A 14,769-nucleotide genomic window follows, 5' to 3' on the forward strand; every position below is an offset into this window, starting at 1 on the left:
ACTGTCATCGCCCGGCTTGACCGGGCGATCCAGTATTCCAGAGACGGTTGCGATCAATCGAGAAGCCGCGGCGTACTGGGTCGCCCGGTCAAGCCGGGCGACGACACCGCCTGTGAGGCGACGCCCTGGACCTCACACCCGTCTCGCCTCAATACCCCCGCGCCCTCGCCAGCTGCTCGGTGTGGTAGTTCGCATCGCCGAACAATTCCTCGCACACCCGCGCGCGCTTCATGAAGAAGCCGATGTCGAACTGGTCGGTCATGCCCATGCCGCCATGCATCTGCACGCCTTCCTGCACCGCGCGCGTGGCGGTGGTGCCGGCGCGGGCTTTTGCCACTGCGACGCTTGACGCCGCCTTGGCGACGTCCGTATCGAGCGCTTGCAGCGCCTTCATCACGGCGGCGCGGGTGATCTCGATGTCGACATAGAGTTCGGCGGCGCGGTGCTGCAGCGCCTGGAATTCGCCGATCAACTTGCCGAACTGCTTGCGGCTCTTGAGGTACTCGACGGTGCGGTTGAACACTTCTTCGCTCAAGCCCACCATTTCGGAGGCCACCGCGCCGCGCCCGATATCGAGCACGCCGTCGAGCAAGCCGGCGCCCTGGTCGATCTCGCCCAGCACGCTGTCGGCGTCGACCTCGACATTGGCAAGCTCGATCCGCGCCGCATTGTGCGCGTCGACCATGATGGTGCGTTCGATCGCAACGCCCTTGGCCTTGGGGTTGACCAGGAACAGCGTCAGCCCCTCTCGCTCGCCGGCCGAGCCCGCGGTGCGCGCAGCGACGATGAGGAGATCAGCGACGTGACCGTCGACCACCAGCGCCTTGGCGCCCGAGAGTTTGAAGCCGTTGCCGGCGCGTACGGCCTGGAGGCTGGTCTGAAGCGGGCGATGTTTTGCACCCTCGTCGACCGCAAGCGTCGCCAGCAGGGAGCCGTTGGAGATCTTCGGCAGATATTCCGACTTCTGCGCGGCATTGCCGCCACGGTTCAGCGCCGAGGCCGCGACCACGCTGGTGGCGAGGAAGGGCGACGGCATCAGCGTGCGGCCGATCTCCTCCATCACCACGCCGGCCTCGACATAGCCGAGGCCGCTGCCGCCGAACTCTTCCGGCACCAGCAAGCCGGCAAAGCCCATCTCGGCGAAGGAATGCCAAAACTCCCTGGAAAAGCCGGTGGGGCCCTTGCTGTCGCGCAGATGGCGCAAATGCGACACCGGCGCCTTGTCGCTGATCAACCCGCGCGCGCTGTCGCGGAGCATCGATTGTTCTTCGGTGAGGACGAGGGCCATGACGGGCTCCAACAAAATGCGGTTCGACTGAATTCGGTGGTTGAACCTCATGGTGAGGAGGCGCAAAGCGCCGTCTCGAACCATGCAGGCCCCACTCATCCTTCGAGACGCGGCCTGACGGCCGCTCCTCAGGATGAGGACTTTTGCTAGGCCCCCGGCAAATCCAAAATGCGCTTGGCGACGATGCCGAGCATGACCTCGGTCGTGCCGCCCTCGATTGAGTTGGCCTTGGTGCGCAGCCAGGCGCGCGGACGGGCGCCTTGCCTGGAGCGCTCGCTCTCCCATTCCAGCGCATCGACACCGCCGGCCGACATCAGGATCTCGTAACGGCGCTTGTTGAGCTCGGTGCCGTAATATTTCATTGCCGACGAGAACGCCGGATGCGCCTGCCCCGCCTTGGCGAGATCGACCGCGCGTTCGGCGCAGGCTGCAAGGGCGGCTTCATCGACGTCGAAGCTGGCGATCCGGCCGCGCAGCATGGAATCGTCGAGCCGTCCCAGCGCATCGGTGCCGATGGAATCGGCCGCGATCTGGCCTAGCGGACGGCCGACGCCGCGCTCGCCCATGCCTGATATCATCGCGCGCTCATGCTGGAGCAGATATTTCGCGACGTCCCAGCCGCGATTGACGGTGCCGACCACATGCGATTTCGGCACGCGGACATTGTCGAAGAACGTCTCGCAGAACGGCGAGTAGCCGGAGATCAGCAGGATCGGCTTGGTCGAGACGCCCTTCGAGGCCATGTCGAACAGGATGAAGCTGATGCCGTCATGCTTCTTCGCGGCGGGATCGGTGCGGACGAGGCAGAAGATCCAGTCGGCGTAATTGGCATAGGACGTCCAGATCTTCGACCCAGTGATCACGAAATCGTCGCCGTCGCTCTCGGCGCGGGTCTGCAGCGAGGCAAGATCGGAGCCGGCGTTCGGCTCGGAATAGCCTTGGCACCAGCGGATCAGGCCCCCTGCGATTTTCGGCAGGTGCTCTTTCTTCTGCGCGTCGTTGCCGTATTTCAGCAGCGCCGGCCCGAGCATCCAGATGCCAAAACTCGACAGCGGCGGGCGCGCTCCGATTCGTCCCATCTCCGCACGCAGCACCTTGTGCTCGGCGGCGCTCAGGCCACCGCCGCCGTACTCCTTCGGCCAATCGGGTACGGTCCAGCCCTTGTCGCGCATGCGCTCGAACCAGATGCGCTGCGGCTCGGACGAGAATTTTGCGTTACGTCCGCCCCAGAACACGTCGGCGTCGGACGTTGCGGGCTTGCGCATCTCCGGCGGGCAATTGGCTTCCAACCAGGCGCGCGTTTCGCTGCGGAATGTTTCGAGATCGGCGGTCTCAGTCTCGCTGGCCCTGGAGTCAGTCATGGGTCGTTTCCATCATTCAAAATCGGCTTGTTGGGCACGACTCTGGGCCAAGCTCCCGCGGAATTCAACCACTTCCGTGTCACGCATCCGCTATAGTCGCGGCCACGGCGAGCTTGAAAACAAAGAGGAAACAACAATGCGCCTGAAGCTTCTTTCGCCTGGCGAAATGAACGAGAGCCAGCGGCAGACCTATGACGAGTCGATTGCCGGCAAGCGCGGCAAGCCGCCGGCACCGATGATGGCGTGGCTGAACAGTCCCGACATGGCCCGTCATGCCACGCGGCTCGGCGAGGTCCTGCGCTACGACACGATATTCCCCGCAAAACTTTCGGAGATCGCGATCCTGGTGACGGCGCGGCACTGGACCGCGCATTACGAATGGTACGCGCACAAGCGCCTCGCGCTTGCCGGCGGCATGGACCCCGACATCATCGACGCGATCCGCGACCGCCGCACGCCTGTCTTCGACGATCCCAAGGGCAAGATGATCTACGACGTCGCGAAGTCGCTGCATGAGGGCCATGGCGTCGAGAAGGGTCTCTATGATGAGGCGGTAAAGCTGCTCGGCGAGCGCGGCGTGGTCGAGGTGATTGGTCTCTGCGGCTATTACACGCTGGTGTCGATGACGCTGAACACGTTCGAGTTCGAGCTGCCGGAGGGCGAGGCGCGGGAGCTGTCGTAAGTTGCCTATCCGGAAACGCTGGGTTTCGGGATAGGTCAGTAGCACTGTTCCGAGCCCGGGCTTATGTGGAGTCCATCAACGGAGCAGCCGCATGTCGCAGAACCAAGCCGTCGCCGCCGGCACCAGGATCGGCCACGTCCATCTCAAAGTCGCCGATCTCGATCGCGTGCTCGGCTTCTATTGCGGCGTGCTCGGTTTCGAGCTGATGCAGCGCATGGGCTCGGGCGCGGCCTTCATCTCGGCCGGCGGCTATCACCACCACATCGGGCTCAACACCTGGGAGAGCAAGGGCGGCTCGCCGCCACCGCCAGGCACGACCGGGCTCTATCACACCGCGATCCTCTATCCGACCCGGCCCGCGCTGGCGGATGCGCTGCACCGCGTGCTCTCTGCCGGCATTGCGCTCGACGGGGCGAGCGACCATGGCGTCAGCGAGGCGCTGTATTTGCGCGATCCGGACCAGAACGGCGTGGAGCTGTATTGGGACAAGCCGCGGGAGCAATGGCCGTTCGGGCCGGATGGCAAGCTGTCGATGTTTACGAAGCGGCTGGATGTGGACGGGCTGCTGAAGCAGCGGGAGGCTTAAACTCAACTCTCTCCTCGTCATTGCGAGGAGCGAAGCGACGAAGCAATCCAGAATCTTTCCGCAGTAGCAGTCTGGATTGCTTCGCTGCGCTCGCAATGACGGAGGATGTTGAAGCGACGCCGCGCCTCTACGCAGTCGTCGCATGCGGCTTCCCCCGCACCATGATCAGCGCCGCCGCTACCAGCTCCAGCGCAATACACAAATAGAACGGCAGCTCATAGCCACCGGAGAAATCGCGCAGAAAACCGACCACGCCGGGGCCGAATGCATAAGTCACCTGGTTGATCGCGGTGTTGAGGCTGATCAGCACGCCGAACGAGGCGGAATCGAATTCCTGCTGCACGATCAGCGACGGCAGCGTGATGAGATTGCCGACCGAGAAGCCAAACAATGCGCAGGCGGCGATCAGCACGTAATCATTGTGCAAATTGATGACGACGAGAAGCGCGACGGCCTGGCTCAGGAACGACAGCGCCGAGGCAAGCCGCTGATTGAGGCGGTCGATCACCAGCGAGAACAGCACCCGGCCGATCACCGCCATCGCGGTCAGCACCGCAACCGCGACGGCCGCGCGCTCGCGCCCGATCACGGGATCGAGGAACGAGATCAGGTGGACGATGAAGCCGACCTGCGCGAACAGCACCAAAGCAAAGGCAATTGTCACCGTGAGGAAGCCGACATCGCGCAACGCCTGGCTGCGAATCTGCGCCGACGATTGCGGTTTCGTTTTCGTCGCGGCGCGCCGGCCATGGAGATCGGGCGGGCGGCCGACGACAACCAGGATCACCGGCACGAGCAACGCCAGCATGGCGCCGGCGACGATAAACATCGCGCTGGCGAAGCCGACATGGCCGATCAACGTCACCAGCAGCGGCACGCCGACGATGCCGCCGAAGCTTGCGCCGTTCAGCGCGAGACTGATGGCCATACCGCGCTTGTGGTCGAACCACAGGCTGATCGTGTTGGTGATCATGGCCAGACTCGTGCCGGCCCAGCCGAAGGCGAGCACGGCGTTCGCGAGATAAAGCTGCCACGGCTCACGCACCGCGCCGATCGCGACCGCCGCGGCGGACATCGCCAGCGTCCCCGCGATCAGGCCGAGGCGCGGGCCGTATGTGTTGACGGCCTCGCCGACGAAGACGACGAGCAGCGCGCCGAACAGATAGAAGAACGTGGTGCCGGACGAGATCAGCGAGGCCGACCAGCCGTGCGCGCGCTGGAGCTCGGCGACATAGACGCTCTGGCCGTAGAAGCCGAGCCCCCAGCCGAAGGTCGCGAGCAGGAAGCAGACCGCAACGATGCGCCAGCCTTCGTAGCGGAGAGAGGACTCGTCGATCGTGGGATGTTGAGGATTGTCGAGCATGCCGCTTACTCCGTCATGCCCGGACTTGTTCCGAGCATCCTCGTTCTTCGATCCGGGCGCCCAAGACGTGGATGGCCGGGACAAGCCCGGCCATGATGACATCTAAGCAACTCGCCCCGGAAATCACTTCGGCCTGGATCGAACTATCAACGCTGCTTACAGCCTCCCGCCATCTCAGATCGCGTCCGGAAACTCGCCCATGGCCGCGTCCAGCCGCGCCTTGCGGCGGCGGGTCCAGGACGCCAGCGAGAGCACGGCGAGCCCGAGCAGCACCGGCGGGAACACCACCATGTTCACCGCGGACCAGCCGTAACTGGCGAGCAATTGGCCGGACGAGAACGAACCGATCGCCATCATGCCGAACACCAGGAAATCGTTGAAGGCCTGCACCTTGTTGCGCTCCTGCGGCCGGTGCGTCTCCAGCACCAGCGCGGAGGCGCCGATGAAGGAGAAATTCCAACCGATGCCGAGCACGATCAGCGTGGCCCAGAAATGCATCGCGGTGATGCCGGACAGGCCGATGCTGGCCGCGCCGGCCTCCAGCAGCAGGCCGGCGGCAACAACCTTCCGCGCGCCGAAGCGGGCGATCAGCGCACCCGTGAAGAAGCTCGGCCCGTACATGGCGACGATGTGCCATTGAATGCCGAAATTCGAATCGGAAACGCTCAAGCCGCACAGCTTCATGGCGAGCGGCGCCGAGGTCATCACCAGATTCATCATGGGATAGGAGATGACGCCGCACAGCGCCGCCGCGATGAAACGCGGCTGGGTCACGATCTCGAGCAGCGGCCGCCCGCCGTGAAGATCGGCCGCTGCCGGCTTCGGCATGTCGACCCCGGCGACGATACCCATCGCGACCAGCGCGACAGCCGCCTGGACCAGGAAGCTGAAGGCGAACAGATAAGGCTGCCAGACATCCATGGTCCATTGCACGAGCTGTGGACCGAGCACGCCGGCGAACACGCCGCCCGCCATCACCCAGGACACCGCCTTGGGCCGGTACGCCGCGCTGGCGCCGTCGGCGGCAGCGAAGCGGTAGGACTGCGCCACCGCGCCGTAGAGGCCGCCGAGAAAAGTCGCCAGACAGAACAACGGAAACGAAGCGTGCAGGATCGCGAAGCAGCCGAGCAGACCGGTCAGCGCGCCCACACCGGTGCCGACGATGAAAGCGACGCGGCGGCCGAAGCGGCGCGAGATCGCGCCGGTCGGCAGCGTGCCGGCGGCGAGGCCGAGCACATACATCGAGATCGGCACGGTTGCGAACGAGACGTCGGGCGCGAGCGTCGCGCCGACGATCGCGCCGGTTGCGAAGATCACCGCCGAGTTGGCGCCGGTCAGCGCCTGCGCGGCGGCAAGGCGCACCACATTGGCACGCACGCGGGCGTCGGCGGCGATCTCATTGGCTGCAGTCACATCCAGCATCGGCATTTCCGCCCCAACGGGCTTTCGAGGGGCTTCAAAGGCTTTCAAAGGCTCGCTTGATTCCCGTCACTATGGCGGGACGCGAGAGGGCGGGCAACCGGCGCAAACGGGCGCAGGCCATGCCTCTGACGCAATCGGGCCGATGATAATGGGCCGCGCACTTGACGGCTTGCGCTCGATCAAATCCTATCCGCCGCGACCTTCCGGAGTTTCGTTCATGTCCGTCGACGACAGGCCTACGCTCAGCGCTCCCGACGACGATCCCTGGCTCTGGCTGGAGGAGATCGAAGGCAAGCAGGCGCTCGATTTCGTCACGCGGCAGAACAGCCTGACGCTCGACGCGTTCGGCGGGACCGCCTTCGCGCGCGACCGCGACATGCTCGCGGCGATCTACGATCGTCCCGACAACATTCCCTATGTCAGCCGGCGCGGCGACGAACTGCACAATCTCTGGAAGGACGCCACCAACCCGCGCGGCTTGTGGCGGAAGACTTCGCTCGCCGAGTTTCGCAAATCGCATCCCGCGTGGGAAATCCTGCTGGACGTCGACCAGCTCGCGGCACGCGAAGGCGAGGACTGGCTGCTGAGCGGCATCACCACTCAGCCGGGAAGCGCGCGCGCCATTTTGAGTCTGTCGCGCGGCGGCAGCGACGCCGTCACCTTGCGGGAATTCGACCTCGGCACCAAGAGTTTCGTGGCGGACGGATTTGCGCTGCCGGAAGCCAAGGGCGGCGCCGATTGGCTCGATGCCGACACGCTGCTGCTGTCGAGCGCCCATGGCGAAGGCATGGCGACGAGCTCGGGATATTCGCGAACGGTTCGCCTGTGGCGGCGCGGCCAGCCTGTCGATCAGGCGCAAATGATCATCGAGACCACGGCCGATCATATGGCGATCTCCGGCATCGTCGACGACACCGCTGCGGCCCCGCGCAGCTGGATCGTCGACCAGATCGACTTCTTCAATCATGCGCTCTGGCTGCGCGACGCCGACGGCACGACGACGAAGCTCGATCTGCCGACCGGCATCTGGTTGCAGGCGCATGGCGACTGGTTCGCGATGAAGCTGCGCGAGGCCTGGTCGATCGAGGGCAGAACCTATGCCGCCGACACCGTGCTCGGCATCTCGCTCCCGGCCTTCCTCGCCGGCAGCCGCGATTTCGCGGTGCTGTTCGCGCCCGAACCTCGCCGTGCCCTGCAAGGCCTGTTCTGGGCCCGGGGCAGGCTGGTGCTGTCGATCCTCGACGAGCTCCAGCCGCAATTCGAGATCTGCACGCCGTCCGCCACAAGCTGGAGCCGCGAATCACTTGGCGGCCTGCCGCAGATCGGCGTGGTCGACATCTGGCCGCTGGATCGCCATCCCTCCGAGAGCAACGGCGACCTGCTTGCCAATGTGCAGGATCCGCTGACGCCGCCGTCGCTGCTGCTCATCGAGCGCGACGTCGCGAGCCCGATCGTGTTGAAGCAGGCGCCGAAAACATTCAACGCCGACGGCCTCGTGGTGACCCAGCACGAGGCGATCTCGACCGACGGCGAGCGCATCCCCTATGTGCAGACCGGCCCCGCTCGCGAGACCGGCGATGCACCGGTCTATATGAGCGCCTATGGCGGCTTCGGCCTCGCCGTGAAGCCGTACTACAATTCGTCGCTCGGCAAGCTGTGGCTGGAGCGCGGCGGCACCACGGTGCAGGCGAATTTGCGCGGCGGCGGCGAATTCGGTACGCGCTGGCACGATGCGGGGCGATACGCCGGCAAGAAGCTGTCGCACGATGATTTCGCCGCCGTTGCCGCCGATCTCGTCCGCCGCGGCGTGACGACGGCAAAGCGCATCGCCGCGCAGGGCGGATCCAACGGCGGCATCCTCATCACCAACATGCTGGTGCGATACCCCGAACGTTTCGGCGCGCTGTTCTGCACCATCCCGCTGATCGACATGCGCCGCTACACGAAGCTGCTCGCCGGCGCGAGCTGGATCGCGGAATATGGCGATCCCGACAAGCCCGAGGAATGGGACTGGCTGAAGACCTACTCCGCCTATCACAACGTCAAAGCCGGCCAGCCCTATCCGCCGATCCTGATCGCCACCACGCGGCGCGACGACCGTGTCCATCCCGGGCATGCGCGCAAGATGGCGGCAAAGCTCCAGGCCATGGGCTACGAGGCCTGGTTCTACGAGCCTGAAGCGGGCGGCCACGGCTACGGCAAGGACAACAAGGAGCGCGCCGGGTTCGAGGTGATTGGCTTTCGGTTCTTGAAGGACAAGATCGGGTGGAAGGACGGCGAGGGCTGACGACCTCTTGATTGAATCAGTGGGAGCGCAGCAGGCGGTGCACCTCGCCCGCTTGCGGGAGAGGTCGGCGCGAAGCGCCGGGTGAGGGTTCTATCCTCTAGGGGATACCCCATTGCGGAGACACCCTCTCCCCAACCCTCCCCCGCAGGCGAGGGAGGGGAGCGCAGCGCCGTCTAGGCTTAGCGCGAAAACACCAGCGTGAGATTGTTCGCTGGCATGTCAATGGTATCGACAAGGCGAAGACCTGCGCCGCGCGCGAGCGCCTCGACATCGGCGATGTCACGCACGCCCCAGTCGGGATTGCCTTCACGCAAGGAGGTGTCGAACACGGCGTTGCTGAGCGCGATGTGCTTGCCGCCGCGCTTGAACGGGCCGTAGAGGAACAGCTTGCCGTCGGCCCGCAAATAGCGGCCGGCGCCGGCGAACAGGCCCTCGGCGACGCTCCATGGCGCGATGTGGATGACATTGGCGCAGAACAATGCGGCAAGACTCGACGGTGCCTGCCCGCTTTTCATCTCCGGACACCAGTCCGGATCGGTGAGATCGATCCGCAGCGGCGAGCGGATGTTTTTCAGGCCTGAATGAACACGCCAGGCCTCGATGCTCTTGAGGTGGCGCTGGTTGAGATCGCTGGGCCACCAGATCAGGCCAGGCGTGTGACGGGCGAAGTAGACCACGTGCTGGCCGGTTCCGCTGCCGAGCTCGACCACGTTGCCGGTGCAGCCGGCGAGATGCTTCTCCAGCGCCGCCCAGAGCGGCTCGTGATTGCGATGAAATGCCGGTGCATCGAGCCGACCATCCGACTCGACCCGACCGCCATCCCTGCCGAATTCGACGACATATTCAGCCAAGTGAGGTCCCCTTGAAAAAACGAGAACGCGATGAAAACAGGTTGAGCGCCCAAACGCTCGGGAAACAGCCGGCCCGCGCCACGGCCCTAAACTCTCGGGCCAAATCGGCTGAACAAATAATCTCATTAGTTGCAATGGGGAAGATATTAACTTCATTTTGTCGCGTGCATAGTCTTGATTGTCAGGCGGTGCCCTTTGTGCTTTGGAAACGCTTCTATTTCGCGATCGAGACCATCGATATAACGCCTCGGAATAACGCCGTGACCGCCTTTTCCCGGACGCCCGTTCTGTTCATCTTGCTGGCCATTGCCGCCGGCCTCGCCAGCCCGGCGTGGGCGCAGTCCGCTGTGGCCGACGGCCAGAAACTCACTTTCGACCGCGGCAAGGGCAATTGCCTGACCTGCCACGTGATCAAGGGTGGCGACCTGCCGGGAACGATCGGGCCGGAACTGAAGGACCTCAAGGCCAAGTACCCCGATCGCAACGAGCTGGCCGCGATCATCTTCGACGAGACCAAGCGCAATCCGCAGACCATGATGCCGCCGTTCGGCCGGAACCGGATTTTGACCGAACAGGAGATCAGCGCGATCGTTGATTTCCTGCAGACCCTGTGACTTCAGGCACGCCACGAGATTTGGTTGGGAGACCCGAGATGACCACACTCACCGGCCCAAGCGCGACGCGGCGCCTGATCCTTCAGGGCGCAGCCTCGGTCGCGCTGCTCGGCCTCGGCAATCTGCCGTTCGGCGCCGCGCCCGCGCGCGCTGCGGCCAACGACAAATATCCCGAAGAGGCCTTCAAGCAGAAGAGCGAGGCGGACGCCATCAAGGCGCTGTACGGCAAAACCGCCGAGCCGTCCGACAAGGTCAAGCTGGACGCCCCCGAGATCGCCGAGAACGGCGGCGTGGTGCCGATCTCGGTGGCGACGACGCTCGACAAGGTCACCTCGATCTCGTTCTTCGTGGCCGAGAATCCCAGCGCGCTGGCCGCGTCCTACAGGATTCCCGAAGGCACGATCCCTGCTGTCGCCAACCGGCTGAAGATGGCCAAGACCACCAACGTCGTTGCGATCGTGGAGGCCGACGGCAAGCTCTACAGCGCGACCAAAGAGGTCAAGGTCACCGTCGGCGGCTGCGGCGGCTAAGCGAGGAAGATCGAGATGGCATCCAGCATTCGCGTCCGCGCCACCGCCAACGGCGACATCACCGAGGTGCAGGCGCTGATTCAGCACCCCATGGATACCGGCTTCGTCAAGGACGCCAAGGGCGAGCTGATCCCGGCGCATTACATCCAGCAGCTGAAATTCGAATGTAACGGCAAGGACGTCTTCGTTGCCGATTGGGGCACCGCGATCTCGAAGGACCCCTATGTCAAGTTCAGCTTCAAGGGGGCCAAGAAGGGCGACGATCTCAAGGTCTCCTGGACGGATAACAAGGGTGCGTCGGACACGACCACCGCGAAGATTTCGTGATGAAGGCCCGCACCTCCATCCTGCTTGGTTCGTTGAGCGCCGCGCTCGTCGCGTTGGCCCTCACCTCTCCGCGCGTGGTGGCGGCCGACAAGGTCGATCCCGTCGCCGATGCCAAGGCGTTCCAGAACTTCTTCTTCCAGAAGTTTCCGACTGTGAAGCACGAAGATTTCGTCAACGGTCCTTATTCCATGAACGAGGATATGAAGCGGCAGTGGCAGGAGAAGGAGGAATTCCCGCCCTACGAGTTCGCGCTCGACGCCGGCAAGGAAATGTTCGCCACCCCGTTCAAGAACGGCAAGACCTATGCCGACTGCTTCCCGAACGGCGGCATCGGCATCCGCCAGAACTATCCTTATTTCGACGAGAAGGAAGGCAAGGTCGTCACGCTGGAGCTGGCGCTCAACCGCTGCCGCGAGGCCAATGGCGAGGCGCCCTATTCCTACGTCAAGGACGAGATGGCCTCGCTCACCGCCTACATGGCCTTCACCTCGCGCGGCAAGCCGATGGACATCAAGATCCCCGACGATCCTCGCGCGCTTGCGGCATTCGAGAACGGCAAGCGCTATTTCTACACCCGCCGCGGCCAATTGAATTTCTCCTGCGCGAGCTGCCATGTGCAGAGCCCGGGCGAGCGCATCCGCGCCGAGATCCTGGCGCCGGCGCTCGGCATTCTGAACGCGATGCCGATCTACCGCTCCGAATGGAGCGGCATGGGCACGACCAGTCGCCGCTTCGTCACCTGTAACAGCCAGACCCGCGCGGTTCCGCTGGAGCCGCAGGCGGATGAATATCGCGACGTCGAATATTTCCTGTCCTACGTCGCCAACGGCCTGCCGATATCGGGACCGGGAGCGCGGCCATGAAGCGGTCGCTTGCTCTCGCCGTGGTGCTTGCCTTGCCGCTCGCTCTGAGCCTCGCGCCGGCGGCGCGTGCGGCAAACGAGGCGGATTACAAGGCGGCCTATGCCGCCGCCGAGGCCTCCTCCAAGGAGGCCGCCGGCATGCGCAACCAGTGGACCGTGACCGTCTCGACGCTGGCCGCCGCGAAGAAGGCGGCCGATGGCGGCGATTACGACCGCGCCGTGGCCGCAGCCAGGGAGGCCGAGGCGCTGGCGAAAGCGTCGATCTTCCAGGCGATTTCCGAAAAAGAAGCCTGGAAGGCGATGGAAATCCGCTAGACTGTTCGCTTGTGCAACAGCCTTGCGGCCATGAGAGGGCGCGGAGAATTTCTGGATGGCGATCCGCCGCCGCGATTTCCTGAAGAATGCAGGCCTTGCTGCCGCATCGCTTAGCCTGCCACGGCTTGCGCGCGGTGCTGAGGCCGCGAGCATTTACGACATCGAACGGTTCGGCAATGCGCGCATTCTTCACCTCACCGATACGCATGCGCAACTCAATCCGGTCTATTTTCGCGAGCCCAGCGTCAATATCGGGATCGGCGAGATGGCGGGACGGCCGCCGCATCTGGTCGGCCGCGCCTTCCTCGACCGTTTCGGCATCAGGCCCGACAGCGCGGACGCCTATGCCTTCAGCTGCTTCGAGTTCGAGAAGTCCGCAGGCCGTTTCGGCAAGCTCGGCGGCTTCGCCCATCTGAAGACGCTGATCGACCGCTTGCGCGGCGATGCCGGCGAAAAACACTCCATGCTCGTTGACGGCGGCGATCTCTGGCAAGGCACGGGACTCGCCAACATCATGCAGGGCCGCGACATGGTCGAGGCCGCAAACCTGCTCGGCATCGAGGCGATGACCGGGCATTGGGAATTCACCTACGGCGAGCAGGCGCTGCGCGACAATCTCGCGCGCTTCAAGGGCGAGTTTCTGGCGCAGAACGTCTTTCTCACGGAGGAAGCCGCATTCAACGACGCCCCCGCCTTCGACAAGGCGACGGGGCGCGTGTTCAAGCCCTCCCTGATCAAGGAGCTCGGCGGCCATCGCGTCGCGATCGTCGGCCAAGCCTTCCCTTACGTGCCGATCGCGCATCCCAAACGGTTCACGCCGGACTGGTCCTTCGGCATCCGCGAGGAGGAACTCCAGAAGCATGTCGACCGCTTGCGCGGCACCGACAAGGTCGATGCAGTCATTCTGCTGTCGCACAACGGCATGGACGTCGATCTCAAGCTTGCAAGCCGCGTCACCGGCATCGACGTCATCCTCGGCGGACATACCCATGATGCGATCCCGCAGCCCATCGCCGTGAAGAATGCCAGCGGCACGACGCTCGTCACCAATGCCGGCTCCAACGGAAAATTTCTTGCCGTGCTCGATCTCGCGCTCGAAAAAGGCAAGGTCGGCGACGTCAGATATCATCTGCTGCCGGTTTATTCCGAGCTGTTGAAATCCGATCCTGGGATGGCCGAACTGATCGGCCGGTTGCGGGCGCCCTTCGCTAACGACTGGTCGGAAAAGATCGCGACGCCCGATCGCCTGCTGTATCGCCGCGACAATTTCGCCGGCCCGGTCGACGAGCTGATCTGCAGCGCGCTGCGCACCGAGCTCGACGCCGAGATCGCGCTGTCGCCGGGCTTCCGCTGGGGCGTCACCGGGCTGTCCGGCCAGGCGCTGACGATGGAGGATTTGCTCGCGGAAACCGCGATCAGCTATCCCGAGACCTATGTGCAGGAGATGACGGGAGCCCAGATCAAGGACGTGCTGGAAGACGTCTGCGACAATCTCTTCAATACCGATCCCTACTACCAGCAGGGCGGCGACATGGTCCGCGCCGGCGGGCTCAGCTACACCTGTACGCCGACGGCGGCGATCGGCAGCCGCATCTCGGAGCTGAAGCTCAATGGCGGCAAGGCGCTCAGTGCCAGCCACCGCTACAAGGTCGCGGGCTGGGCCTCGGTCAACGGCCAGCAAGGCACGCCGGTGTGGGATGTGGTGGCAAAATATCTGCGGTCGGGCCGGATGTTTCAGGAGCGGCTCGGCTCCGGCGTCACGCTAAAGGGCGTCGAGGGTAATCCGGGCATTGCAGGACAGGGATGATGCGGTCGCAAACCTTGTCAGCGATGCTGCTGGCGCTGCTCGCCTGGGCGGCGGTGATGCCGCCGGCTTTTGCGCAACAGGTGCCGCTGCAGGACAAGCCGTTCGCCGAGCACAAGATCGTGCTGCAGCTCTCCGATGGGGATGCGAGGAAGCAAGCTCTGGTGCTCAGCGTCGCCAACAATTTGCTGAAGGCCTACGACCCCGACAAGGTCGCAATCGAGGTGGTGGCGTTCGGTCCCGGCATCGATCTCCTGTTGTCAGGCAGCGAGCGCCGCAAGCAGGTCGAGAGCCTGATCGCGCAAGGCGTGCGCTTCGACATCTGCCTCAACACCGTCGACACGATCGAGCGTGAGACCGGCAAGCGGCCGGAGTTCATCCCTGCCGCCACCCCGGTGCAGGTCGGGGTCGGGCAGATCCTGTTTCTCAGCGAGAGCGGGTACACATTGGTGCGACCCTGAGCCTTTTGTCGGGGCA

Annotated in this window: 15 protein-coding genes; 10 read left to right on the forward strand and 5 right to left on the reverse strand. The window is 64.4% G+C overall.

Going from position 1 to position 14,769, the window contains the following annotated elements:
- Nucleotides 1-148: 148 nt before the first annotated feature.
- Together BRA1253DRAFT_RS22070 and BRA1253DRAFT_RS22075 are read right to left on the reverse strand one after the other, a co-directional pair.
- A complete protein-coding gene (locus BRA1253DRAFT_RS22070; protein WP_007597996.1) occupies nt 149-1,288 on the reverse strand; it encodes an acyl-CoA dehydrogenase family protein in 1,140 nt (379 codons plus the stop codon).
- A 146-nt stretch (nt 1,289-1,434) separates the two neighbouring features.
- Nucleotides 1,435-2,649 carry an acyl-CoA dehydrogenase family protein gene (locus BRA1253DRAFT_RS22075; RefSeq protein ID WP_007597997.1) on the reverse strand — a complete coding sequence of 405 codons (1,215 nt, stop codon included), beginning with the start codon at nt 2,647-2,649 and terminating at the stop codon, nt 1,435-1,437.
- A 136-nt stretch (nt 2,650-2,785) separates the two neighbouring features.
- Here BRA1253DRAFT_RS22075 and BRA1253DRAFT_RS22080 point away from each other — a divergent pair, with 136 nt between their 5' ends.
- Nucleotides 2,786-3,331, forward strand: coding sequence for a carboxymuconolactone decarboxylase family protein (locus BRA1253DRAFT_RS22080; protein ID WP_007597998.1), 546 nt, complete (start codon nt 2,786-2,788; stop codon nt 3,329-3,331).
- Nucleotides 3,332-3,422: 91 nt separating this feature from the next.
- The gene (locus BRA1253DRAFT_RS22085; RefSeq protein ID WP_007597999.1) at nt 3,423-3,917 is read left to right on the forward strand and encodes a VOC family protein; all 495 of its coding nucleotides are present in this window, start codon (nt 3,423-3,425) and stop codon (nt 3,915-3,917) included.
- 127 nt (nt 3,918-4,044) lie between these two features.
- Here BRA1253DRAFT_RS22085 and BRA1253DRAFT_RS22090 read toward each other — a convergent pair whose 3' ends face one another.
- Nucleotides 4,045-5,280, reverse strand: a complete 1,236-nt coding sequence (locus BRA1253DRAFT_RS22090; protein WP_007598001.1) for an MFS transporter — start codon at nt 5,278-5,280, stop codon at nt 4,045-4,047.
- 174 nt (nt 5,281-5,454) lie between these two features.
- Nucleotides 5,455-6,702 (reverse strand): MFS transporter, encoded by a 1,248-nt coding sequence (locus BRA1253DRAFT_RS22095; RefSeq protein ID WP_007598003.1) that lies wholly within the window; start codon nt 6,700-6,702, stop codon nt 5,455-5,457.
- 217 nt (nt 6,703-6,919) lie between these two features.
- On the opposite strand from BRA1253DRAFT_RS22095, the gene BRA1253DRAFT_RS22100 reads away from it, so the two are divergent.
- Nucleotides 6,920-8,989: a prolyl oligopeptidase family protein gene (locus BRA1253DRAFT_RS22100; protein ID WP_007598005.1), complete on the forward strand. Its 2,070-nt coding sequence runs from the start codon at nt 6,920-6,922 to the stop codon at nt 8,987-8,989.
- 179 nt (nt 8,990-9,168) lie between these two features.
- Here the strand turns inward: BRA1253DRAFT_RS22100 and BRA1253DRAFT_RS22105 are convergent, their stop codons facing one another.
- Nucleotides 9,169-9,840 (reverse strand): DUF938 domain-containing protein, encoded by a 672-nt coding sequence (locus tag BRA1253DRAFT_RS22105; protein ID WP_007598007.1) that lies wholly within the window; start codon nt 9,838-9,840, stop codon nt 9,169-9,171.
- A gap of 260 nt (nt 9,841-10,100) precedes the next feature.
- Between BRA1253DRAFT_RS22105 and soxX the strand changes: the two genes are divergently transcribed.
- Genes soxX through BRA1253DRAFT_RS22140 form a run of 7 tightly spaced genes read left to right on the forward strand, consistent with a single transcriptional unit; the run spans nt 10,101 to nt 14,753 of the window.
- Complete coding sequence (gene soxX / locus BRA1253DRAFT_RS22110; RefSeq protein ID WP_035995348.1) at nt 10,101-10,454, forward strand: sulfur oxidation c-type cytochrome SoxX; 354 nt, start codon at nt 10,101-10,103, stop codon at nt 10,452-10,454.
- A 38-nt stretch (nt 10,455-10,492) separates the two neighbouring features.
- On the forward strand, nt 10,493-10,984 hold the full coding sequence (gene soxY, locus BRA1253DRAFT_RS22115) for a thiosulfate oxidation carrier protein SoxY (RefSeq protein ID WP_007598010.1): 492 nt from the start codon (nt 10,493-10,495) through the stop codon (nt 10,982-10,984).
- 15 nt (nt 10,985-10,999) lie between these two features.
- Complete coding sequence (gene soxZ, locus BRA1253DRAFT_RS22120; protein WP_007598011.1) at nt 11,000-11,311, forward strand: thiosulfate oxidation carrier complex protein SoxZ; 312 nt, start codon at nt 11,000-11,002, stop codon at nt 11,309-11,311.
- Complete coding sequence (soxA, locus tag BRA1253DRAFT_RS22125; RefSeq protein ID WP_007598012.1) at nt 11,311-12,174, forward strand: sulfur oxidation c-type cytochrome SoxA; 864 nt, start codon at nt 11,311-11,313, stop codon at nt 12,172-12,174. Before soxZ ends, soxA begins: the two co-directional genes overlap by 1 nt.
- Nucleotides 12,171-12,488, forward strand: a complete 318-nt coding sequence (locus tag BRA1253DRAFT_RS22130) for a hypothetical protein (RefSeq protein WP_007598015.1) — start codon at nt 12,171-12,173, stop codon at nt 12,486-12,488. The genes soxA and BRA1253DRAFT_RS22130 overlap by 4 nt, the downstream gene beginning before the upstream one ends.
- A gap of 55 nt (nt 12,489-12,543) precedes the next feature.
- A complete protein-coding gene (gene soxB, locus BRA1253DRAFT_RS22135; RefSeq protein WP_007598017.1) occupies nt 12,544-14,295 on the forward strand; it encodes a thiosulfohydrolase SoxB in 1,752 nt (583 codons plus the stop codon).
- A complete protein-coding gene (locus BRA1253DRAFT_RS22140; protein WP_007598019.1) occupies nt 14,292-14,753 on the forward strand; it encodes a hypothetical protein in 462 nt (153 codons plus the stop codon). The genes soxB and BRA1253DRAFT_RS22140 overlap by 4 nt, the downstream gene beginning before the upstream one ends.
- The last annotated feature ends 16 nt before the right edge of the window (nt 14,754-14,769 follow it).

Origin of the sequence: Bradyrhizobium sp. WSM1253, from assembly GCF_000244935.1 — a bacterium.
GTDB lineage: Bacteria > Pseudomonadota > Alphaproteobacteria > Rhizobiales > Xanthobacteraceae > Bradyrhizobium > Bradyrhizobium canariense.

Coding starts and splice junctions, on each gene's coding strand:
- BRA1253DRAFT_RS22070 (WP_007597996.1), bottom strand. CDS start 1,288: ATGGCCCTCGTCCTCACCGAAGAACAATCGATGCTCCGCGACAGCGCG.
- BRA1253DRAFT_RS22075 (WP_007597997.1), bottom strand. CDS start 2,649: ATGACTGACTCCAGGGCCAGCGAGACTGAGACCGCCGATCTCGAAACA.
- BRA1253DRAFT_RS22080 (WP_007597998.1), top strand. CDS start 2,786: ATGCGCCTGAAGCTTCTTTCGCCTGGCGAAATGAACGAGAGCCAGCGG.
- BRA1253DRAFT_RS22085 (WP_007597999.1), top strand. CDS start 3,423: ATGTCGCAGAACCAAGCCGTCGCCGCCGGCACCAGGATCGGCCACGTC.
- BRA1253DRAFT_RS22090 (WP_007598001.1), bottom strand. CDS start 5,280: ATGCTCGACAATCCTCAACATCCCACGATCGACGAGTCCTCTCTCCGC.
- BRA1253DRAFT_RS22095 (WP_007598003.1), bottom strand. CDS start 6,702: ATGCTGGATGTGACTGCAGCCAATGAGATCGCCGCCGACGCCCGCGTG.
- BRA1253DRAFT_RS22100 (WP_007598005.1), top strand. CDS start 6,920: ATGTCCGTCGACGACAGGCCTACGCTCAGCGCTCCCGACGACGATCCC.
- soxY (WP_007598010.1), top strand. CDS start 10,493: ATGACCACACTCACCGGCCCAAGCGCGACGCGGCGCCTGATCCTTCAG.
- soxZ (WP_007598011.1), top strand. CDS start 11,000: ATGGCATCCAGCATTCGCGTCCGCGCCACCGCCAACGGCGACATCACC.
- soxA (WP_007598012.1), top strand. CDS start 11,311: ATGAAGGCCCGCACCTCCATCCTGCTTGGTTCGTTGAGCGCCGCGCTC.
- BRA1253DRAFT_RS22130 (WP_007598015.1), top strand. CDS start 12,171: ATGAAGCGGTCGCTTGCTCTCGCCGTGGTGCTTGCCTTGCCGCTCGCT.
- soxB (WP_007598017.1), top strand. CDS start 12,544: ATGGCGATCCGCCGCCGCGATTTCCTGAAGAATGCAGGCCTTGCTGCC.
- BRA1253DRAFT_RS22140 (WP_007598019.1), top strand. CDS start 14,292: ATGATGCGGTCGCAAACCTTGTCAGCGATGCTGCTGGCGCTGCTCGCC.